The organism is Psychrobacillus lasiicapitis (genome assembly GCF_006861795.1).
Lineage (GTDB): Bacteria > Bacillota > Bacilli > Bacillales_A > Planococcaceae > Psychrobacillus > Psychrobacillus lasiicapitis.
Genome location: NZ_VDGH01000013.1, coordinates 103371 through 126706, shown reverse-complemented (window position 1 = coordinate 126706; position 23336 = coordinate 103371). Strand labels below are relative to the sequence as shown.

21 protein-coding genes are annotated in these 23336 nt (G+C 34.8%); 6 read left to right on the top strand and 15 right to left on the bottom strand.

The genetic code is table 11. The features are described 5' to 3' along the window. Positions 1 to 7: 7 nt before the first annotated feature. From FG382_RS19650 to mce, 6 genes are all read right to left on the bottom strand, one after another. The gene (locus FG382_RS19650; protein WP_142540573.1) at positions 8 to 334 is read right to left on the bottom strand and encodes a metal-sensing transcriptional repressor; all 327 of its coding nucleotides are present in this window, start codon (positions 332 to 334) and stop codon (positions 8 to 10) included. Between the two features lie 93 nt (positions 335 to 427). Next, positions 428 to 1663: a DNA polymerase IV gene (locus FG382_RS19645; protein ID WP_142540572.1), complete on the bottom strand. Its 1236-nt coding sequence runs from the start codon at positions 1661 to 1663 to the stop codon at positions 428 to 430. Positions 1664 to 1850: 187 nt separating this feature from the next. Next, entirely contained in the window at positions 1851 to 2336 is a 486-nt protein-coding gene (locus tag FG382_RS19640) for a chemotaxis protein CheW (RefSeq protein WP_142540571.1), read from the bottom strand. A 22-nt stretch (positions 2337 to 2358) separates the two neighbouring features. Then, the gene (locus FG382_RS19635; RefSeq protein WP_142540570.1) at positions 2359 to 3471 is read right to left on the bottom strand and encodes a M20/M25/M40 family metallo-hydrolase; all 1113 of its coding nucleotides are present in this window, start codon (positions 3469 to 3471) and stop codon (positions 2359 to 2361) included. Between the two features lie 16 nt (positions 3472 to 3487). Next, positions 3488 to 5035: an acyl-CoA carboxylase subunit beta gene (locus tag FG382_RS19630; protein WP_142540569.1), complete on the bottom strand. Its 1548-nt coding sequence runs from the start codon at positions 5033 to 5035 to the stop codon at positions 3488 to 3490. Between the two features lie 4 nt (positions 5036 to 5039). Next, positions 5040 to 5450, bottom strand: coding sequence for a methylmalonyl-CoA epimerase (mce, locus tag FG382_RS19625; protein ID WP_142540568.1), 411 nt, complete (start codon positions 5448 to 5450; stop codon positions 5040 to 5042). Between the two features lie 126 nt (positions 5451 to 5576). Between mce and prli42 the strand changes: the two genes are divergently transcribed. The 3 genes from prli42 to FG382_RS19615 all read left to right on the top strand — a co-directional run bounded on the left by prli42 (position 5577) and on the right by FG382_RS19615 (position 7716). Further along, positions 5577 to 5675 (top strand): stressosome-associated protein Prli42, encoded by a 99-nt coding sequence (gene prli42 / locus FG382_RS22810; protein WP_170206588.1) that lies wholly within the window; start codon positions 5577 to 5579, stop codon positions 5673 to 5675. Positions 5676 to 6060: 385 nt separating this feature from the next. Then, positions 6061 to 6597: a sigma-70 family RNA polymerase sigma factor gene (locus tag FG382_RS19620; protein ID WP_142540567.1), complete on the top strand. Its 537-nt coding sequence runs from the start codon at positions 6061 to 6063 to the stop codon at positions 6595 to 6597. 3 nt (positions 6598 to 6600) lie between these two features. After that, positions 6601 to 7716, top strand: a complete 1116-nt coding sequence (locus tag FG382_RS19615; protein ID WP_142540566.1) for a DUF4179 domain-containing protein — start codon at positions 6601 to 6603, stop codon at positions 7714 to 7716. A gap of 167 nt (positions 7717 to 7883) precedes the next feature. On the opposite strand, the gene FG382_RS19610 is transcribed toward FG382_RS19615, so the two are convergent. The 3 genes from FG382_RS19610 to FG382_RS19600 form a co-directional block, all read right to left on the bottom strand. Further along, positions 7884 to 9374: an MFS transporter gene (locus tag FG382_RS19610; protein ID WP_142540565.1), complete on the bottom strand. Its 1491-nt coding sequence runs from the start codon at positions 9372 to 9374 to the stop codon at positions 7884 to 7886. Between the two features lie 775 nt (positions 9375 to 10149). Beyond that, positions 10150 to 11595 (bottom strand): M20 family metallopeptidase, encoded by a 1446-nt coding sequence (locus FG382_RS19605; RefSeq protein ID WP_142540564.1) that lies wholly within the window; start codon positions 11593 to 11595, stop codon positions 10150 to 10152. A 12-nt stretch (positions 11596 to 11607) separates the two neighbouring features. Continuing rightward, entirely contained in the window at positions 11608 to 12837 is a 1230-nt protein-coding gene (locus FG382_RS19600; RefSeq protein ID WP_142540563.1) for an MFS transporter, read from the bottom strand. Positions 12838 to 12971: 134 nt separating this feature from the next. Here FG382_RS19600 and FG382_RS19595 point away from each other — a divergent pair, with 134 nt between their 5' ends. Next, positions 12972 to 15023, top strand: coding sequence for a helix-turn-helix domain-containing protein (locus tag FG382_RS19595; RefSeq protein WP_142540562.1), 2052 nt, complete (start codon positions 12972 to 12974; stop codon positions 15021 to 15023). A 742-nt stretch (positions 15024 to 15765) separates the two neighbouring features. Here FG382_RS19595 and FG382_RS19590 read toward each other — a convergent pair. From FG382_RS19590 to pdxR, 6 genes are all read right to left on the bottom strand, one after another. Continuing rightward, complete coding sequence (locus FG382_RS19590; RefSeq protein WP_142540561.1) at positions 15766 to 16263, bottom strand: DinB family protein; 498 nt, start codon at positions 16261 to 16263, stop codon at positions 15766 to 15768. A 133-nt stretch (positions 16264 to 16396) separates the two neighbouring features. Beyond that, a complete protein-coding gene (locus tag FG382_RS19585; protein ID WP_373287591.1) occupies positions 16397 to 16852 on the bottom strand; it encodes a GNAT family N-acetyltransferase in 456 nt (151 codons plus the stop codon). A gap of 781 nt (positions 16853 to 17633) precedes the next feature. After that, the gene (locus FG382_RS19575) at positions 17634 to 18074 is read right to left on the bottom strand and encodes a YybH family protein (RefSeq protein WP_142540558.1); all 441 of its coding nucleotides are present in this window, start codon (positions 18072 to 18074) and stop codon (positions 17634 to 17636) included. A 199-nt stretch (positions 18075 to 18273) separates the two neighbouring features. Next, the gene (locus FG382_RS19570; RefSeq protein ID WP_142540557.1) at positions 18274 to 18711 is read right to left on the bottom strand and encodes a hypothetical protein; all 438 of its coding nucleotides are present in this window, start codon (positions 18709 to 18711) and stop codon (positions 18274 to 18276) included. Positions 18712 to 19436: 725 nt separating this feature from the next. Beyond that, positions 19437 to 19880 carry a YfmQ family protein gene (locus tag FG382_RS19565; protein ID WP_142540556.1) on the bottom strand — a complete coding sequence of 148 codons (444 nt, stop codon included), beginning with the start codon at positions 19878 to 19880 and terminating at the stop codon, positions 19437 to 19439. A 350-nt stretch (positions 19881 to 20230) separates the two neighbouring features. After that, complete coding sequence (gene pdxR / locus FG382_RS19560) at positions 20231 to 21661, bottom strand: MocR-like pyridoxine biosynthesis transcription factor PdxR (RefSeq protein WP_142540555.1); 1431 nt, start codon at positions 21659 to 21661, stop codon at positions 20231 to 20233. A 379-nt stretch (positions 21662 to 22040) separates the two neighbouring features. On the opposite strand from pdxR, the gene FG382_RS23065 reads away from it, so the two are divergent. Together FG382_RS23065 and FG382_RS19555 are read left to right on the top strand one after the other, a co-directional pair. Next, positions 22041 to 22190, top strand: a complete 150-nt coding sequence (locus FG382_RS23065; RefSeq protein ID WP_211356430.1) for a hypothetical protein — start codon at positions 22041 to 22043, stop codon at positions 22188 to 22190. 125 nt (positions 22191 to 22315) lie between these two features. Continuing rightward, positions 22316 to 22987, top strand: a complete 672-nt coding sequence (locus tag FG382_RS19555) for an SOS response-associated peptidase (RefSeq protein ID WP_142540554.1) — start codon at positions 22316 to 22318, stop codon at positions 22985 to 22987. Positions 22988 to 23336: the final 349 nt, after the last annotated feature.

Sequence of the window (23336 nt, the reverse complement as noted above, 5' to 3'; positions counted from 1 at the left end):
TCTCCTTTTATTTTCTCATTAGTTTTTGTATTGTTACTAATAATTCATCCAGCACTTCGTCATCACCTTCAGCTAATCTATCTACTACACAGCCTTTTAAATGCCCTTGTAACAGGACTTTTGCGACACTATTTAACGCGGATTGAGTTGCGGAAAGCTGGGTGATAATATCGTCACAATAGACGTCTTTATCAACCATTCCTTTAATGCCACGAATTTGACCCTCTATCCGATTTAACCGATTTGTTAAATCTTTTTTGACATGTTCTGGATGATGACTTTTCCGACACGATGCATCGGATTCGATAGTATGTTCTTCTTTTATATTATCCAAGGATTCAACCTCCTATCCCTATTTCTATCATACAGTACCCTTATGGGGTATGTAAAGTGATAATTGTATGCTTTGTCATTGAAAGATTTAGTATTAATGATCGTCGAGAAAATCTTTACTAAAGCTCGTTTTAGATTCCAACGAGGCTTTCTTTTTTACTTTTATTCCCCGTTTAATCGTATCTTTTCCGAACTTAGTTTGTAACTGTTCGACAAGTTTCAAAATGGGTTCTTCTTTTGCATGCTGTTCAAAGTTAAAAATGGATAGCTGCTCCACCGATTCTCCTTTATCGTATACATTGTTAACCGTAACACCGAGTAATCTAATCGGCTCATCTTTCCATGTAGTATGAAATAAGGTTGACGCAAGCTCGTATATTTCTTTTTCTTTATAAAGTCGGTTCGTCACTGTTTTACTTCTCGTTTTATTCTTCCAATTGGCATCGCGAATATGAATGGTAATAGAACGTCCCGCCAAGTTTTTTGAATCTAATCGAGATGCTACTTTTTTAGAAAGCAGTTTTAAAACTTTTTCAATTTCTTCCACGTCCGTTACATCATATGGTAGGGTGGTTGAATTTCCAACACTTTTTGTATCGAAAACTGCTTCTGGGTCGACCGCTCGATTGTCGATACCATTTGCTCTTTCGGAAAGTCGAATTCCTATTTTGCCAAGCTTCTCTTTTAAAATATTAGGAGTCGCATTTGCCAAGTCTCCAATTGTGTGAATACCAAATTCCGAAAACTTTTTGGAAGTGCTCTCGCCTACACCATGCATTTCGATTACGGGTAGCGGCCAAAGCTTTTCTGCAACCTCTCGTTTACGCAAGACCGTAATACCCATTGGTTTTTTCATATTCGATGCAGTTTTTGCCAAAAATTTATTTGGCGCAATCCCAATAGAACTTGGTAAATCTAGCTCCCGAACGATTCGCTGTTGAATAGATTCTGCAAAAGCAATTGCATCTTGACCCATTTCTATATCGCTCACATCCATATATCCTTCGTCAATCGACACCGGTTCCACAAGTGGCGTATACGAACGCAATATATCAAACATTGCTTTAGATGCAGCTCGGTAGCGTTCAAAATTAGGGGGTAATAAAATTAGTTCCGGACATTTTCGTTTTGCTTCCCAAACAGACATTGTGGTATACACACCTTTAGCACGGGCCTCGTATGAACAAGTGACTAAAATTCCACGTCTTTGTTTCGGATCGCCCGCAACTGCAATTGCTTTCCCTTTCAGAGAAGGATCATGTGCCTGCTCGACAGAAGCATAAAAACTATTCATATCTAGATGAAAAATTATTCTCGCCTTACTAGACACTTGTCTCACCTCCACTTTGTATTATTTTATTATAGCAATTTTTACGATATTTGAGCCATCGGGAGATGAGTTGCTCCGTCCAAAGCTTTTCGGTAAACAATTATTTGCCTTTTTCCACTATCTGAAAAAAGTTTAGCACTTGTCTAAATTTCTATCGTTTCACTAACTAAATAAAAATAGGTAGCTTTTATAAGCTACCTATTTCTTCCTTCTTCATATTTTCTAGATACGATTGGATATCTTTAATTCCTTCTAAAGAACGTACTAAAATAGATGGATCGACAATTGTAATCATACGGTTTTCTAAATTCGCGACCGCAGTAAAATATTGGGTCTTCGTGTAGTTTACTAAACCAATTTGCTTTAAATCTTCTGTTGCAATATCAAGAATCTCTTTTGCTTCTTTCACTAGTATTCCGAGGGACATATCTTGTGTATGCATCGTCACAACTCGAGCATTTTCAAAGTTTACGCCACTTCGATGATATAAGATTTCTTCAAAGTCGATAATTGGCATAAGTTCACCACGAATTTTCATTAAACCAATTAAATAATTCGGCAAATGTGGTATTGGGTTTACTTGTTCAAGCTTTTCAATAGATACGACATGTTCAATTGGAACCGCATATTCTTCATTTCCACATTGAAAAACAACTACTTTTTCACTAGACAATAGTCAGCGCCTCCTGTATACGTTATTCTGCTGCTACTTTTACAATTTCTACAAGTAAATCAGCTAATTTTTCGAGCTCTTCTACCGGCATGCGTTCATTTGTCGTATGAATTTCCTCATAGCCAACGGATAAGATAACCGTTGGAATTCCAAATCCGGCAATAACATTTGCATCACTGCCTCCGCCGCTTCTTTTTATATCGGCAGTACGGCCAATTTTTTCAACCGCTTTTTTCGCTACTTGTACTACTTCATGATCTTCTTCAAAATGAAAACCAGGATACATTAATTCAGTTTCTGTTTTAGCCATGCCGCCTAGTTTTTCAGCTGTTTCTGCGAAGGTAGCAACCATATGAGCTACATGAGCATCTAATTTTTCTTTATTGATTGAACGCGCTTCCGATAAAATATGCACTTCATCGCATACAATATTTGTAGCTTGTCCACCTTCAAATCGTCCGATATTTGCGGTCGTTTCTCCGTCAATTCGTCCTAGCTTCATCGCAGAAATAGCTTTAGAAGCTAATGTAATAGCAGAAATTCCTTTTTCAGGTGCTACTCCTGCATGCGCCGTTTTTCCAGTAATCGTCGTCCATAGTTTAGATTGAAATGGAGCTGCCGTCACAATCCCACCAACTGTTCCGTCACTGTCAATTGCATAGCCATATTTTGCTGTTAATAATGTAGAATCTAATTCTTTTGCTCCAACTAAGCCACTTTCTTCACCGGCTGTAATCACGACCTGAATATCCCCATGAGATACCTCTTGTTCGTCTAAACGACGAATAGCTTCAAATAACGCGGCAATACCCGCTTTATCATCTGCTCCTAAAATAGTCGTTCCATCCGAATAAATATAACTGTCTTCTTTTAAAATAGGTTGGATTCCTTTACCAGGTACAACCGTATCCATATGAACGGTGAAATAAATCGCATCTGCATCTGCCTTATTTCCTTTTAAAGTGGCGATTAGATTACCTGCACCATGTCCAGTTCGTTTTGCAGAATCATCTTGGATAACAGAAAAGCCTAATTGCTCTAATTTACGCATTAAAATAGGCGCGATTACTTCCTCATGCTTTGTTTCCGAATCTATTTTTACTAACTCAAAAAATTCTTCTATTAAACGGTTCACTTTATGAAGACTCCTTTTATAATGGAATATTTCCATGTTTTTTGTTTGGTCTTGTTTCTTTTTTGTTGCGCATCATCTCTAATGCTTGTATTAACTTAATACGTGTTTCACGAGGATCGATTACATCGTCTACCATCCCCATAGAAGCTGCTACATAAGGGTTTGCAAATTTTTCACGGTATTCTTCGATTTTTTCTGCCCGAACTTTTTCAGGTTCTTCGCTATTTGCGATTTCTCTCGCAAAAATAATGTTTGCAGCCCCTTGTGGTCCCATTACTGCAATTTCCGCATTTGGCCATGCATACACTACATCCGCCCCTATTGATTTGGAGTTTAGCGCTACATAAGCCCCGCCGTATGCTTTACGCAAAATAACAGTCATTTTAGGAACAGTTGCTTCCGAATAGGCAAATAAAATCTTTGCCCCATGACGAATAATGCCTCCGTGCTCTTGCTTAATACCTGGGAAGAATCCGGTCACATCTTCAAATGTAATGATTGGAATATTAAAGGAATCACAAAAACGAATGAAGCGAGCGGCTTTATCACTTGAATCGATATCCAGTCCACCTGCCATTACTTTAGGCTGGTTGCAAACGAGACCAACAACTTCACCTTTAATGCGGGCTAATCCGATGACAATATTTTTAGCAAATTCCTTTTGTACCTCTAAAAAAGATTCTCTATCCACTACTTGCTCAATCACTTTTCGAATATCATACGGACGAACAGCTTCAAATGGCACAATGTCTGCTAAATCTGGTCGATCATCATTTTCTGGTGCCACATCTGTAATGGTAGGTTTTTCTTCAAAGTTTTGCGGTAGATAGCTCAGTAGTAAACGTACACTCTCTAATACTTCTTCCTCTGTTTTTCCACGGAAATGAGCATTCCCACTAATCGTGTTATGTACTTTGGATCCACCTAAATCTTCCGCAGAAATTTTTTCGCCGGTTACGGTCTCAATCACTTTTGGTCCAGTTATGAACATTTGACTCGTCTCATCAGTCATAAAAACAAAGTCTGTAATAGCAGGTGAATACACCGCCCCACCAGCACAAGGTCCTAAAATAACCGAAATCTGAGGGATAACACCAGAATAAATTGCATTTCTATAAAAGATCTGACCGTATCCATCAAGAGACACTACACCTTCTTGAATACGAGCACCACCAGAATCGTTTAGCCCGATAAATGGGGCACCATTTTTAGCAGCCAAATCCATTACATTCGCTATTTTTTGCGCATGCATTTCACCAAGTGCTCCTCCAAATACCGTGAAATCCTGTGAAAATAGATAAATTGGCCGACCATTTACTTTTCCATATCCAGTGACCACCCCGTCACCAGGTCCTTCTTGCTTGTCCATCCCAAAGTCAACCGTACGATGCTGGATAAACGGATTTAACTCTACAAAAGAATCTTTATCAACCAGTAATGCTATCCGTTCTCGAGCAGTCAGCTTCCCTTTTTCGTGTTGCTTTTCGATACGTTTATCTCCGCCACCTAATTCGATTTTCCGCTTACGATCATATAAATCATTGATTTTCTCATAAATATCCATCTGTTTACTTCACTCCCCCTGTTTTATCGCAAAGCTCATATAAAACCCCACCAGAAGCTTTAGGATGAATGAATGCAACTTGCGCTCCACCCGCCCCAATTTTTGGCGTTTCTTGAATGAGTCTAACCCCTTTTACTTTCAACTCATTTAAACGATCATGAATATTTGATACACCAAAGGCAACATGATGTATGCCCTCTCCTTTTTTCTCAATGAAAGAATAAACCGCGCTAGTTTCGTCGATAGGCTGGAGTAATTCTAGTTTTACATTGCCGCTATCAATAAAAGCAACTTTCACTTTTTCAGAAGGAACCTCTTCAATATGTATTAGTTTCAAACCTAATGTTTCTGTGTAATATGGAAGCGAATCTTCTATACTTTTTACTGCAATTCCAATATGATCTACCTTTTCCATCCCTTTGCCCCCTTACTGTTTGACTATTCTCTATTCTATTGTACAGATTTCCAAAAAAATTCGCTACCTCTTGTGATTTTTTTCGTTTTTGTTAAAATGGTAGTACATACTAAAGGAGAGAATTTCATGAGCAATCAAAAATTCCGTAAAATTGTCGTTTATTTAATGATTTTTGTAATGATAATGTCTTCACTCTTATTTGGATTAAGCTTCGTCTTACAATAAGAAACTAAAACAGCGGAAGCTTATATGCTTCCGCTGTTTTTAGTCGTCCCAATTAATTCTTTTTCTTTAGTCAAACAAATAACCTTCATATTCCTTCAATAATCTATCTTTCCTAATCCCATACTGCTAATTAAAAATCTTCCAGTATTTAATTTTATTTTATTTTCTCGTACTCACGCTCACTGATACCAATTCTTCTATTTTAAAATGTAATATAGATGTAAATACCAAATTTCAGAGCACAGAGCTCTATCACAATTTAGTGATTCTAATGTAAAAAATAATACAACAGACTCTTGTTCTAATATTTTTCATTTGATAGGTTTCTTATTTTATATACGTATTAATAGGCAGGGTACCCAAAAACAAACAGGGAGAGGTTGAAGTGAAGATAACGGATGAAAACGTTGTACAACAAATAATCTTAAAAAATGAACAGACTATTCCTTATCTTATTCAGAATTATGGAGGTCTGCTTCATAGTATTATTCGACAATACTTAAAAGGCAATCAACAAGATACAGAAGAATGCTTGGCAGATGTAATCACTTCAATATGGTTCCATATTGATTCATTTGATTCTAGAAAAAATGAGTTCAAGCAATGGATTGCTGCAATTGCCAAATACCGAGCTATTGACTATATACGTAAAACGGAAAAAACAAAGCGACAAGTCAGTAAGTTTGAGTTTGATGAACATTTCTATCATCAATCAACGCTCAAACCGAGTGGAATCGATTTAACCGCTATTTTAAGTGAATTGAGCGATACGGAACGAGCGATCTTTGAAAAATATTATGTGGAAGGTGTTCCATCCAATGAAATTGCTGAGGAATACAACGTAAAGCAATCGTGGGTGCATAATAAACTATCTCGAGGCAGAAAAAAGTTGAAAACTCTTCTATTGAAGGATGGGGTGTGAAAAATGTCTATTTTTAAAGAGTTAAATAATGTAAAGTTAAACGTAAGTGAATTTGAAGAAAAGCCACTTTCCGCACTAGAACAAAAACGCATTCAAAAGAAAATATTTAATAAAATATTAACAAAGAAAAAAAAGAAAAATTATTTCTTATTAGCTGCAGCCTCCTTTATCGTCATTTCTAGTTTAACAATTAGTCTTACATTTCCAGCATTTGCCGCAAAGCTACCAATTATTAGTAACATATTTCAATTATTGAGTAACAATGAATACTATGTTTTTGAGGAATATGACGAGCATTCAACCGATATAGGGTTAACAGAAGAAAGTAATGGAATTAGTATTACAGCAACTAATGCAGTATATGATGGAGAAAATATAACAATTGCCTATACGATAACGAGTGAAGAGGATTTGGGCGAGAGACCTGTTTTAGAAGGTAACATGGTTGTAGACGAATTTGGAGATCAGTATGAATATAATGGGTTTGACCATAACTTTATAGTAGAAAAAATAAGTGACCATGAATACGCTGTAGTATATATCTATCAATTACTCAAAGGAACTAAACCAGATGCTATTAAAGTTACATGGGCAGGTGATTCTGTACGTAATCTAAATAATGTTGAACAAGAAACGTTCGGAAACTGGACTTTTCAATTTTCATTAAACAAGTTAGATAATAAAACAAAAAAATATGCTGCTAATGAATTTTCTACCGTGGATGAAGGAATTGAAGTAGAATTAACGAAAATAACGCAAACTCCTATTTCATCTACTATCTATCTGTCGGAACTAGTAGACGAGCGGCTAGTTTCACAAGAGAAGGAAGAAATGAGAGGCGTCCAAATCGAATACTTGATATCCGATAATTTAGGAAAAGAATATAACTATGTTCATTACCGTGATACTGGTCACAGTACTGATTTTGATGTTAATCATAAAAGTTATCCAAGGGTTACGACAACTGTTTTCGACGAGGCAGCAACCACTCTTACGATAACACCAATCGTGCTTGTGATGAAAGTAGATAATCCTAATACAAAAGGGGAAGGTCCCCTAGTACCAGTTATGGAACCTTATACTATTGAATCCATTCAAGTTCCAATAAATAAAAACTAAAATTTTCTCATAAGGGTCTACCATGCAAAGAAACTAGGTAGACCTTTATAAGAAGAAATTATTCATATTTACATCTTCACGTTAAAAAAGTAATAAAAATGACCCTCTCTTCTAGTATATGATTGTCATCTTCTTAAATTTAATAAAAAACCATTCATTTTTTAAATTTACTTGCCATCTTCCGAACGATCTTCAATACGTTCTTCAATTACTTTCTTTTCTTCGTGCCACCATAATGCTTCTTCTGGTTCTTCTAAAATCTCTTTTATTTCAGCTTTCTCTTCAACCGCTGGCGGTGAACCTCGAAGAGCTTTTCCTGAAGTATCTTTTAGAAAAATGGTTACCACAACAAGACCGACAATAGATGCAAGTATCGCATAGTAGGCAGGTATCATTTCATTCGCCGTCTTGCTAATTAACCAAGATACAAGTAAAGGTGTCGTACCTCCGAACAACGATGCAGAAATATTAAATGTTATCGCCAATGCCCCATTCCTAACATTCGTAAAAAATAGAGAAGGTAATAACGCTGGCATCGTCCCCTGGAAAGAAGCGGAGAATACGCCAAGAATCATCAATCCTAAAAATACAAGAACAGTGTTTCCACTACCGATAAAATTAAACGCAGGTATACTCAAAACTATCAACCCGATTAAACCGCCTTGAATTACCTTCTTTGCTCCAATACGATCACTAAAATAGCCCATTAATAGAACAATCGGAATCATAATAACCATTACTATAACAATTAACAAAAGTCCTTCTGCTTCTCCATAACCAAGAACAGCAGTTAAATGAGATGGCATATATGATAAAACAATATAGTTTACAACAATATAAAAGAAAACAACAAACATACCGATAAGTATTGCTCTCCAATGGAACTGTAAAATATGCTTTACGGATTTATTATCATCATCTTCCGTTTTACTTTCCTTCATTGCCTCAAATGCAGGTGTTTCTTCTAAATTATTTCGCAAATAAAAGCCAATTAAACCGATAGGGGCCGATAAGAAAAAAGGAATACGCCAACCCCATTCTAACATTGTTTCGTCTCCTAAAATATAGGTAAGTGCCGTAACAAGACCAGCTCCTGCGATATAGCCGACTAAGGTACCAACCTCAAGACCACTTGACATAAAACCTCTTTTTTTATCAGGTGTGGATTCAGCAATAAACGTCATAGCACCCGAATATTCTCCACCCGCTGAAAAACCTTGAATGAGACGAGCAATAAGTAAAAGCACGGTGGCAGTATAACCTATAGATGCATGACCTGGGATTAAGCCAATACTTAACGTGGCCAGGGCCATCATGATCAAGGTAATGGCTAAGACTTTTTTACGGCCTAAACGGTCTCCAAGCATCCCAAAGAAAATTCCACCAATAGGTCGAGCAATAAAGGCAACTGCAAATGTTGCAAAAGCAAATACTAATTGCATGGGTCCACTTACTTCGGGAAAAAATACTTGTCCAATTGTTACAGCTAGATACGAGTAAATTCCAAAATCAAACCATTCCATCCCATTCCCAACAGCAGTTGCAAAAACAGCTTTGCGTGCGGTATTCGTGTCAACAATGGTAATTTCTTCTTTTTTCAACTTTGGTTTCGATTTTCTTTTTAATTTTGGCCTCTTATGATTGTTATTATCATCCAATCGAAAAGCCTCCTTGCTGATTAATTGATCTTAGTCTTAAACTATCCAAATGTAATTTATTTATGTCTTCTTATTAATTTTTTTAACAAACTTAGTCAATTTATATCCTATATTCTCCTCTTAACCTCAGCACAATTCCTTCTCCATTTACGTTGTTGGAGTTAAGTTTTTTGAAGAATATATATAATAGAAGAAATGTAAAGACATACATGAAATTTTTTGGATTCTTGAAGGCTAAACGCGTAATAAAGAAAAAAGAGAAATTGAGTGGACTCAATTTCTCTTTTTTCTATATCTTAAGCTAGTTATGCCCTAGCCTGTTCCTATTTATTTATGATACGGCTAACAGTAAAACTCCCGATTTTACAACTAACTCTACAGCTTCCACCTCAAAGCTCATTATTGGAAGATACGACAGACAGATTCACTGGATATTTTATCCTTTTACAACTAATCCCGCAGTTTTTACAAATAAATCCTTCGAAATTACAACTAAAGCTCCCGTTTTTCCAACTAACTCTGTGGCTTCTGTTTCAAAACTCATTATTTGAAGGGAAAACAGGCAGATTTACTGGATATTTTATCCTTTTATAACTAAACCCACAGTTTTTACAACTAAATCCTTCGAAATTACAACTAAAACTCCGGTTTTTCCAACTAACTCTGTGGCTTCTATTTAAAAACTCAGTATTTTAAGGGAAAACAGGTAGACTTGCTGGATATTTTTTTCCTTTCATAACTAAAAATTTTTACTTTATTAAATACACTTCTAACTTCAAATTGTTTGGTATTCCTTTTGTTTGTATTGCACTGGAGTAAGCTCTTTTGGAATTAGGGCCGTATAAGTTTCTCCATCCAATCTTTCTGCTAACTCTTTCTTAGCATTTTCGAGTAACTCTGGTTTTTTAATAGCCGTAATAGCTGTACATGCTATTGCTTTTCCAGCTAATAACATGGCATCATGGGCATATTCTGTTTTACCTTGTGCCACAGCCTGCCAAGTATGAAATGGGGTTCCAAATGCCCATGTAGAAGTAACACATTGCGCTGTAGGAACATTCCAACTAACATCAGCTACATCGGTTGAACCTCCCATAAATGTTTCTTTCTCTGAAAAAGGAACAACAAAGTCAGCGATCGGTCGTTCCGCTAATTGGACAGCCATCTTTTTACCACTCTGCAATGCTGCAGTATGCTTTTCCTCCTCAGTCAATGTTTCATAAATAGCTTGTGTAAATTTTATATCATTTTCACTCACAGTGGGAAAATCTAATTGTTGCATATGTTCGTGCATTACTTTCTCAAGTGTCAAGTTGGGAATTAAGTTATGACACGAACCTTGAATTTCAAAATCTAATTTTGTTTGTGTCATAAGTGCTGCACCACGGGCACAATCTGCTACTCGATCATACAGATCCCTTACTTGATCCGGTTTAGGTGCGCGGATTAAATAGGTTACTTCAGCATCTGCTTGAACTACGTTTGGAGCCATTCCGCCTGTGTTTGTTACCGCATAATGTACGCGTGCCTCATCCACGATATGCTCTCTCATATAATTCACTCCAACATTCATTAACTCGACAGCATCTAAAGCACTTCTACCCAAATGGGGAGCTGCTGCTGCATGTGCACTTCTTCCTTTAAATTTGAAGTGTGCGTGGATGACGGCATTCGCAGTGGAGTGCATGACAGCATTCATTGTCGAAGGATGCCATGAGAAGGCAGCATCAACGTCTTTAAAATAGCCATCTCTTGCCATAAATGCTTTCCCGTATCCACTTTCTTCTGCGGGACAGCCGAAAAATTGTACAGTTCCAGCAAGCTTATGTTCCATAATGTACTCCTTGACTGCAACTGCCGCCGCTAAGGAACCTACCCCTAGCAAATTATGCCCGCAGCCATGACCATTTCCATTTTTAACAATTGGTTCAAACTTATTGCTATGCGCTTGTTGGCTTAGACCAGCCAAGGCATCATATTCACCGAGAATAGCAATAATTGGATGACCAGATCCATAGGAGGCGATAAAGGCTGTTTCAAGACCTGCAACTCCCCTATTCACAGTAAATCCTTCCTCTTCCAATGCTTCGCAAAGCAAATCAGCTGATCGGAATTCCTCAAATCTGGTTTCTGCAAACTCCCATATTTGATCACTAAGCTGTGTAAATAAAGTACGCTTTTTGTCTATTAAATTTGAAACTTCTTCTGATAGATTAGTCACTTACAACATCTCCTAATTTACTAGATTTTCGAAAGAAGGAACCTCTTTCTTAGGGCGAATTAAAAATAATGATCCAGCACACAATAATGCAAACATAATGAGCATAATAAAAGCTACTGTATAAGAACCATCAAAAGCTTCTACTAAAAATCCTATTAACATCGGGGTAAGAACACCAGCGAACTGCGCACCGGTATTTATGAACCCATTTGCAGTTCCAACAACCTCTTCTGATAACATTTTTAATGGTGCAGAAATAATTAAAATTATATTAAACGACATGAATACGGTAACAAGACTTTGATACACAGCAAACATGATTATGTTTGGCGCATATGCCATTAAATATAGAAAAACAGCAATTAATACTGCAAATATGGCTGCAATCACCTTGTCTTTCCCTTTAGGTAATTTATCTAAAACATAGCCGCTTGCAAGCATTGCAATAATTCCTGCAATCGCTGGAATAGCTGAAATATACCCAACAGATGTTAAGTCAAGATGGCGCACCTCAACTAAATAGGTCGGCATCCATGCCATTAGCCCCCATTGCACTGCATAAATGGCGAAATAGGCAATAAACAGATTCCATATAATTGGAGTTTTTAAAACGTCTTTCAAAGATACTTTACCTTTGGAAGGGTTTTCAATTCTTGTTACAGCTGTAATTTTCCTATCTTTTAAGAAAAAGAAGTACAACAAGGTAAATATAATACCAATGGCACCAGCAATATAAAAAATCGTTCTCCAACCGATATCTTGCATAGACTGGGTACCAATTATTGGTGTTATTACCCCCATAATAGTTCCTGAAGTAAGCATAAATGACATAGCACGACTTCGCTCGTTTTGAGGAAACCAACTAGCTATACCTTTTGAAGCTGCTGGAAAAAAGCTGCCTTCTCCTAGTCCAAAAAGAAATCGAATAAGGATTAAGGACATGAAGGACCATGCCACACCTGACAAAATTGTGAAAACGGACCAAGCAAAAATGGCCATAATAATGATTTTTCGAAAACCAAAACGATCGGCCAGCCACCCACCTGGAATTTGCATTATGGCATAGCCGGCAAAAAAACTACTTAAAACAATCCCTGTCTGGGAAGTGCTCAATTGGAGATCCTTTGAAATATCTAAAATCGCATAGTTCATAAAAAAGCGATCAAAGTTTCCAATTGACCATCCTAAAAAAAGCAAGATGATAATGACATACTTCCAGTTCTTTAATAACTTGGACTCCATTAGGTCCCTCCTTACGAACTTTATTGAATTCTATTTGAGTATAAAAAATTTGTACTATTCAAACAATGTGTGTTCCTATATAATAATTACATAAATTATGTTGATTTCTACATAGTCCGCTGGGGGTGTAAAAAGTGGAAACCTTGCTGAAAATGGAACAATTTTTAATAGATGACTGTCGCCTTTCACATTTTCAAGTGTGGCAAGGTATAAAAGGATTGGATTTTTCTCTTGTTCTATCTCATCATTTTGACAAAGAGACTCCTACACCAAGGAGATTTTCCAATGAGAAAATACTTAGCTATGAAAATTTTACGGATATTTACTATCATTATCCTAATCATACATCTATTGTCATCAGACTTAGCGAGTCTTCGGTATTAAAGAAGGAGAGCAGGCGAAAACTTAAAATGATAATAGATTTATATTACTTACAAGTAATGCTCGATAGAGAGAAATATATTAGGAATAAAGTGATGGAAAGCATCCGTGATATATCCATACTGGAAGATTTAGATGATTTATTAAAAAAAATATTAGAAAATGCTTTGTCTGTTATTACTGCAGCGGATATGGGTGTACTTTGGATGTATGAACCAAACCTAGATGCCCTATTTCCTAAAGCATGGACAGGTGGTCCAAGTGAAGAAATCAAAAAAATGCGGATGAAGGTAGGAGAAGGAATCATTGGTAAAACCTTTAAGGATAACAAGTCCTTTATACTTACAAACATAGAGGACGTCCTTTCGGAATCATCTAATATTTCACCAGATAACCTTTTTTATCTGTATAATTCTATCCAATTTAAAGATTTACAGACGATTATTTCAGTTCCTATAAAGGTGGAGAATCATACTTTGTGTGTTTTAATTGTCTATCAGAGTGGTCCTTCTCCTCTTTTAACTAAAGATGATCAACAATTGTTGGAAAGTTTTTCTGATCAGGTTTCTATTGCATTAAGAAACTCGAGGCTCTATCAAACTCTAAAAAAACATAATGATCTTTTACTTCAACGAGATATAATACACAATAGCCTAATAAAAATGTCGCTTCAAAGTAAAGGTTTAAAGAAAATCGCACATGAAATAGGAAAGATGATAAACCGCCCATTAATGATATTAGACTTAACTGATAATCAAATTTATTCAAATCCGACAACGTGGAAATTGGAAACTCCTATTGAGTCGATAAAAATAAATGCAAAATTACAACCAGAACCTTCTTTTACCAAAATAGAGTCTTTAAACGACAAATCATTATATATCTATCCTATTATTGCTATTGATGTTCCTATTGGAATAATGATTGTAGAAATGGAGCAAGACGATCTTTTTCCTTTAAATAAGATGATTATAGAACAGGCAAGTTCAGTGATTGCATTAGAGATTATTAGAAGACAATCACTAGTAGATTCATATTATCAAAAAACTAATGATTTATTTAATGATTTTATTCAGTGCCGAGAATATAATCTGATACGTAGTAAGGCTAATGAGCTTGGAATTGCGCCTCATTCCTATTACATGTCCATAATTATTCATTTACATCCTCATTCGGATTTTCACTTTTTGAATATGCAAATGCACAATCTAATTACACAAATAACAAAACATTTAGGAATATACGTTTCAATCGTTTTTGGTTATGGAAACAAAGTGACAATAGTTAGCCAATTCAATAATATTGCAGATGAAGACTATGTAAAAAACAAACTAAAACTTATTCATTCCAACTGGTTTCAAGTGCATGATGAATTGCTTAAAATAGGAGTCGGTTCTTGCTATCCAAGTATGGATAATATAGCAAAAGGTTACTCGGAAGCGGAGAAAGCACTTTCCTTTCTTATTTCAAGACAACTTAAAACCATTATAAATTATCGGGATATCGGGATTAATCGTTTATTTATTCAACAACCGATCGATGACTTGAACTCTTTTATTAATGAAGTTTTTAATCCCCTTCAAACTGATAGGGATTATACTTTGGATTTGGAACAAACCTTGGTTACCTATATAGAAAATAATCGCCAAGCTACACAAACAGCCAAACTTTTGCATATCCATGTTAATACTTTATATCAAAGGCTAAAAAGAATTGAAGAAAAGCTTCAAGTTTCCTTCTCGAATTCAGAAGACATTTTAAAACTTCAGCTTGCATGTTATTTAAGATTTTCGATATCACGTTAAGTTAATGTTCTAAAATAGAGCCTTTCTATTAGAGAACAGAAACCAACAGATTTCAACTAACGAAGCGAGTAAGTAAACAATAGTTCGTTTACTTACTCGAAGTGAAATCTTTTTTTGATTTTTCTTTGCACATAACTATTAGAACGACTTTCTTTTGGACGTAGCCATACTCTTCACCCTTCACTATCCGAAAACTACGACCAACCTGCCCCACCGATACTAACTTCATTAACTAATGGGGTAACGTCATTTTAGTAAAGGACAACTTTTATCCGAACGTTCATCCATTCTTCTGCAAGCCAAGAAAAACACTAAGAACAAATGCTATTTTACTGCTTCCATATGTCATTAACGATTCCAATCACTGGCAAGCTGCTTCAATGATTTCATCTTACCTTCAGATTTTAATGAATAAATACCCTCTATATCTTTAAAATTCACATCCCAAAACCTTATTTTTATAAGTTACTTAATTCATGTAGAAAATCAAAGTTATCTTCTTTAAAATCAAAATCCCCGAAACCGAATACACCATCGTATTTACAATTCTCTTTTTATAGTATAACCTCTTCGATATTTTATACTAAACTGCCGCTTTAGTTTGATTGTATCATTTCACAAAGGATTTCCGAGATCTACTTGATATTTCGGATATAAAAATAGACCATCGAAATGATGGCCATATTTTTCTAAAGCACCCGTCAGTTAAAGAAGTGCATCCAATTTATGAAGTCACTTCCACCTATATTATATAACTTTCCAACTCATCTTTTTGACGCAAGTGATGTCGAAAATGCATTTCAACTAAATTATACCATTCCCTAGCATTCAGCCAGCCGAAACCCCCATGTTTAATTTTATTATTTGGGTTAATATAATCTACTTTCGATTCCCATTGGCTTAATCTTTGAATTAACAGATCCATCCTGCTAATTAGGTCTTCCTTGCTGTCTGAATTATTTGGTGGAGAATTTAGTTCATCTGGTAATCGTATTTTAATAGGTGGAAACCCTCCGTTCCTAAATAATAGCTCGCCAAACTGAGTCTTCCCAAGTGGTTGTTCCACATTCAATGTAGCACATGTTTCCATATTATCAAGATACTCATGAGCAACAAGAATTAAATGGTCATACATCTGCCCAATAGACCATACCCCTTCTTCCGAGATATATCTTAGTTGCTGCAATGAATAATTGTAAAGATTACTCTTGAAAGTAATAAGCAGTTTAATATCACTCATTAAAATACTCCTTTGTTATCGTTAAATTAAATCTGAAATATTCGATTTTAACACAAACCTGTGTCTTTAGTTCAATAAGAAAAAATGCTTTACTCATTTTTAAAGTAAAGCACTCGTTATTTCAATAAGAAAATTATAATTTTTTTTCAAAAAAGGTTAAGGATAGTTGTTCATTTACAATTACCTCTTTCATATTTCGAAATCCATTCTTTTTATAAAAACTAACTGCTGGAATATTTTTAGAACCTGTCGCTACTTTTATTGTTTCAGTCTGGAACTTAGTTTCAATGAAATTTAAAAGCAACTGTGCAATTCCTTTTCTAAAATGGTTTGGATGTACGATTAACCTATGTATATCAACAACATCCTCTACTTTTATAGATATTGCTCCGCATAATTCTTCATTTTCATAATAACCAAAGAAAGTTTCTCCGCAATATTGCAAAGTATAAACTGTATCCTTTAATGGTGGTATTTCATATGAACCGATTATTTCTGCCTCTACCTTATATGATGGTATTTGAATGTTTAAAACATCTTCAGCGTTTTTACGATTACTTATATCAATTATTTTTATCAATGGACCCACCTCATTTTACTATTTCTTCTTCCAAAACTGGATCTTTTAGTTTTTTTTCCAAACATCTCATACCACAATAATCATCATCTTCGCATACCAAACTTTTTTCTTAACTTCTTTCCAACAGTCACTAATAAAACCCTTTTATACTCAATCTCTTCTTCGTTCGTTTTTCCGAATATAAAACATTCTGTCATACCATTCATGCCATTATTCTATTTGTTTAGACTTAGTGTTTAGTTAATAATACTTTATTAATCTTTTTTTAGAAAGATTGAATAATAGCATTTATCTTCTTCCACTATACTGCTGCTTTAGTTGAACAAGCACTTACACCTAAGTTAATAAAGTTATCTAAGATGATTTAACAAAGTAACATAAAATAGGGAACAAAATAAGTAATATCACTATACTTTGAATCAAAGTTAACAAAATATCTTTTTTCCAAGTGTTATTTTGTGGATAGCGGTTGTTCAATCTTTGGAAAATAAGTAGGAAACCCCACCAAATCGATAAACTTATAAAGAACTGACTAATGTAATCATAACGCAACAAAACCCCTCCAAACAATCCTGCCGATTATACTTTTATACGTTCGTAAGACAAATAAGTTCCATTTTTACGTACATTTTCCTACGTACTTCCCCAACTAATCTGCCATGTTAATCCAGTAAAAAAGAGTTACATAAGCAACCCCCATGATCTTTAATAAAGCACCCGTTAGCTTAAGAATAAAGGAATTACAGCAGCAATCAATCCCTTTATATCTCCAATCAAAATATTTTATTTTCTACTTCAAGTTAAAAATTCCCTTACCAGTTTCCATATTTATAGGCAATGACGAATGCTCATGAGCTATGACCCAAGACTCATTCACATTTTTTAAACCATATGTGAACCGATTTGTCATTTGACGAAGTTTCTCACCAGAATTTTCTTGATGAGCAGCAAATGTCACAACACAATGTACAAATGCGAGAAATGAACTTTCTTCAACTACTAGGTCATTAAAGTAAACTTTAAGTAAAACACCATCCTCGTTCAATCCATTAAACCACTCTACTACACTTTCCTTCCATGAAGAAATTCCCGTAATCTCCCACCTCCCCCAACAATCATAAATATGCAATTCAGGAGCATACACGGATAAGAATTTTTCAACATCTTTTTCGTAAACTGCAGTTTTGTAATTTTCAAATACGTCTTGAACTTTGAAAAAACCCTCCGTCATAAGTGCATCCCCTTTACTAATTTCAGAAATGTAAGAATGTTACTATAGATAAATTCTATACTCAAACTTTTTTTCCTTCTTCAATTAACCTCCTTTGTTAGTTCAATAAGAAAAATGCTATACCATTTATTGAAGTAAAGCACCCGTTAGTTTAAGTTCAGACAGACTTTCACAATCTTATTTTTTAACTTAAGAGAGATTAGTAGTTATTAATAGTTTTAATTCGAAAAGCATAAATTCCATCACCTTGATCCCAACTTGCGTGAATGACAAAAATGAATTCGCCTTCTTCCTCTGGTATTGTAAATTCATGGTTATTAGATCTTTTAAAATCCACACCATTGTTTTCCCAAATACCAATTTCGATTGAAGAAGCTTTGTAGTCAAAGTTAATTGAAATTGTTTTCCCTCTTGGAACTTCATGCACCTTCACCTTTTCTACAAGTTCAGCAGGGGATTCCGAGTCAGCATTAACTACTTCTCCATTTTCCGACCAAGAATATGCCCCCATTACATAAGAAATTTCTTGATTATTAACTGTTATAGTCGGATGGGGTGGTTTCAAATCTTTATTTTCTTTTGATTGGCATCCAGTTATAAAAAATAAAAAAATTAATATCCATAGGCATCTTTTCATTCTAATCCTCCCACTGCTTTAAAATATAGGATTGTTATTTGTTCTAATACCTTTATAAACTAACCTGCGACGTTAGTTCAATAATAAAAAAAAGTTGCCTAAGCAACCCATTATCTTTAACTAAAGCCTCGTTAGTAGTAGTCCTTTTTGTACTACATGGTTTTTATTCTTTTCCTATTTAATATCATAGGAATTTTTACAAATTGGATAATTGGTACGACCTTAAAACTCTCCTTTTCTTTTTACCATATATCCACCACAAGAAGAACATTTAATAGGATTAACTAGTATACTAATATCTTTTCACGTACTAGAACACCTCCGAAAATTTGAACAGACTAAGAAGCACTTTCTGTCGGTATTGTTTTCTCTAATAATTAACTTCCCAGACATAAAATAGATGTCTTTCCTCAGCGTATCAATATTAGTCAGCATCTATTAAGTCAAGAGATAGTATGCCCTTTTACACCGAAAATCTTTTGCATCAATTGTGTTAGAAATAACTCAATCTTATATTCTAATTAACATTTTCTTCAATTAAAAACAAGTGCCCGCTATATAGAGGACACTTGTTCCTTAATTAACAATACGGCAATAATCTTGATGAACAAATTCGTTGAATTCGTTCAATCCAGTTAAACCTAGACTCATTCCTAAACCAATATCAAAAGTTCTTTCGGCAACTTTCCTATTACATAGGAAAGCAGCTATCCTGCCTTTTTTCTCTATACATTAATACTATTTGATATAGCAAACTTTTTTAGAGACTCAGAACTAAGTGTATAATACGCAACTTTCTTCTTCCACTGCTTAATCACATCAAATTGATCTTCGTCACTATAAACAAAGAAATTCATTTCTTTGTTTTTACTTTTTACGTTGATGACAAACGGTATCACATCCGTCTCTGGATTTAGGAAGTTTTCTTCATTACCTGGAAATATCTGTTTTCTCTCGAGAAATAGAGCTTCATTAAAATAGTCAGTAAATATATTTTTTTCTATCTCTTCTAATTCCTTTCCGTTAAATGTTACAGTAACATCTTTTGAATCAAGCTTTGGATGAAGTTCAAATTTACTTACAACCCATCCTACAACCGCACTCGGCGGACTCATTAACATCTTTAAAATTGTACTAATTACTATAATTAAAATAGTCATCGATGTCATATATATCAACTCCTTGGAGAATTTCTGTTTACACTTTTTTGGAGTTTTAGTAGAAAAGAATATAGCAAAATCTTTTCTTTTAAAACTATATTGTCCTCTGTGGAATCACACAAACCCCTCATATACATTACCTATTCCAATAGTACCTATTTATAAGTATATAGAGTATATAATTCAAAAACCTTATTCATTAGCCTAAATGGTTGTTTGATTATTCACTTCTCCATCATAAAGTCTTTCAATATATTTGTGACCATCCAATCCAACTAAGTTTTGACCATCCATTTACCATAAAAAAAGAATCATGAGGATCATGATTCTTAAGAAGATTCCAAGATAATCATAGTTATTTAAAGAAAATGAAGTGCTTCTGCAAATCGTTTAATTCCTTTGTCGATTGATTCTTCATCTTCTCTAGCAAAAGTAAATCGGACAAACCCTTTTTTAGATCCCATTGTTGAACCAGGAACATAAATTACACCCCTTTTAATAGATTCCTCTAGTAATTGCACTTCATTATAGTCTTTTTTAATCTTGCACCATATATGAATGCCGCCCAGTGGAATAGAAAACTCCACCTGATCCTTTAAATAAAAATTAAGACTTGCAACAATTTGATTTCTCCGTTTTACTAATTCCTTTATCAATTTTTTAGTATGATACTGGAAATTTTCAGATTCCATAAAATCATTAGCAATCCATTGTGTAAAGCTTGAATGGCCGAAGTCTATTTGTTGTTTTGCATCAGATAATCTTTCTATGACAGATTTTGGTCCTATAATCCAGCCAATTCTTAACCCTGAAGCAACAATTTTTGACAAAGAGCTAATATATAATACATTCCCGTGAGCATCCATTGATTTCAGTGTAGGGATTTTATCTCCAGTAAAAGATGTTAAGCTATAAGGATCGTCTTCTACTACAGGAATTCCAAGTTCTGACGATATATTTAAAATAGCTTTACGTTGTTTTTCATTTAAGAAAGAACCTGTAGGATTTTGATAAGTAGGATTTAAAAATATCATTCTAATTCGATGCTTTTTATATAATGACAGTAAATTATCGGGATTGATGCCATCTTTATCGACAGGCAAATAATATACCTTTAAGCATGCTGATCGAAAAATTTGAAGATTATAATTATAAGAAGGGTCTTCTATCGCAACTGCATCTCCAGGCTTTAACAAACACTGAACGACTAAGTGTAAGGCTTGTTGTGCCCCAGATGTAATCAGGATTGTAGAAGGATTGGTTTCAATTTCTCGATACTTATTTACATGTTTTGTCAGGGTATTTCTTAAGATAGCGCTACCCTGAGGGTGATCATATCCTAAGCTTCCAATGAAGGAACGAGTCGAAGTAATTTCTCTTAAAAAATTCATGGGAAATAGGTCTTCCGACAATTCTCCGCTAGCTAAATTAATTAATTTATGATTTACCGTTTCATTTCTTATTCTTTGCGTAACAGGTAGATTAGGTAAAAAAGATCCCGCTTCGATATACCTATTCCAGCTCGGAATACGTTTCTTTGCAATACCCCATATATCTTTACTAATGGTAGTCCCACTTCCTCTAGTTCTTTCAATGAGTCCATTCGACTCCAACTCGTCATATGCAGCAACTATGGTGCTTCTGTTTAAGTCCAGTTCCTTCGCTAAATACCTTTCAGATGGTAGTTGTTTATCTGGTGGAAAAGTACCATCTGCTATTCTATTTTCAATATACTCAGCAAGTTGTTTATATATAGCCTTTTTTGCTTTTCGATCTGGTTTCCAATCCATATGTAACAGTCCTTTTAAATTTTATTAGTAGCTCATCCTAAACAATCAAATTCTAGTGTAATTACTTTTACAAGTAACCATCCAATAATTCGTTATTTTAGCCATCCACTTATAAATTTAAACTTCTTTACGTAATCTTTTCAAACTTAAAACCCCTTTTATCATCGATGCTTATTCCTAAATTAAACCTTTTCGGATTAGAAGAATTTTTGAATATATTTTGTATTTTATTGTTCTTCAAAATTGATGCAACTAATATTAAATAAATTCTGGTTTTACTCCAGAGATGAACAAATTCATGGGCTTTGAAACGGAAATTCGCAGAAGCAGGTGCCAGAGTCATCGCTAGTGAATAGGAGTAACTGATGAAAAGGATGCAATGAGAAGAGTAGAAGAACAAGGAGCATATCGGATACGCCCAATAAATGGAATTTTTAACCATTCACCAGACAAACATCAGCTAATGCAAGCAAAGAGATACAATATAGAAGTGACCAATCAAACCAAAAAAAAGAATTACGAGAAATAATAAAAGAATATGAAAGTAAATAATCTCCCATAATAGTATCCATACAGATTAACAAATCACGTATCATTACTACAATTGCGATCTATAATGTATACCATTGAGAAAGAAAAAAGCAGGTGATAGTTGTGTGTGGAAGATATACACTTTTTACAGATTTTGAATCATTGCTTGAACGATTCGATATTGAATATTCGATGGAAGAGGACTTATTCATACCCAGCTATAATATAGCACCCTCACAACAAGTAGTCTCTATCATTAATGACGGTAAAAAGAATCGGTTAGGAAAATTAAGGTGGGGGTTAATACCAGGATGGGCAAAGGATGAAAAAGTCTCGTACAAAATGATTAATGCACGTTCGGAAACAGTGGAACAAAAGCCAAGTTTCTGCAATGCTTTTACAAAAAGAAGGTGCTTAATACCAATGGATTCCTTCTTCGAATGGAAAAAACATGATTCTAGTAAGATACCCATGCGAATAAAGTTGAAGACAGATGAAGTTTTTGCGGTTGCAGGTTTATGGGAGTCATGGAAATCTCCAGAGGGAAAAACCATTCATTCCTGTACAATACTGACAACGGAAGCAAACTCCTTAGTATCCGATATACATGACCGAATGCCTGTGATACTAAGACCTGAAGATGAAAAGGTTTGGTTAAATACGGAGCTACAAGAAAAAGAAACGTTGAAAAGGTTATTAGTCCCGTATGATGCATCCGTTATGGAGGCTTATGCTGTTTCTAGCGAAGTAAATTCACCGAAAAACAATCACGAAGGATTATTAAACAGCCTATAAATTAGGCTGTTTTATAATTAATGATTGATTTGGAATAGAAAAATAAACTTGAAGAAGCATTTCCGAGTTTATTTTTTCCTTACTTTTTTATTAATTGCTCAAACCATTGCTGGTCTGATTAAGTTGCTTGTTAAATGAACAGCTCTTCAAATCCCCTGAAAAAAGTATAATTATTTTCATCGCCCCCCTTTAATAAAGTGGGTTGCCTTTGTATGTAGCCCGAATTTATGCTTAAAATATAATTGGCTATAATAATAGCCAACATTTTACCAAGGATATTTAATTAAGAAAAAAACAGCCATACTAGATGTAACATAACATCTAATCCGGCTATCTTATTATTTCAATT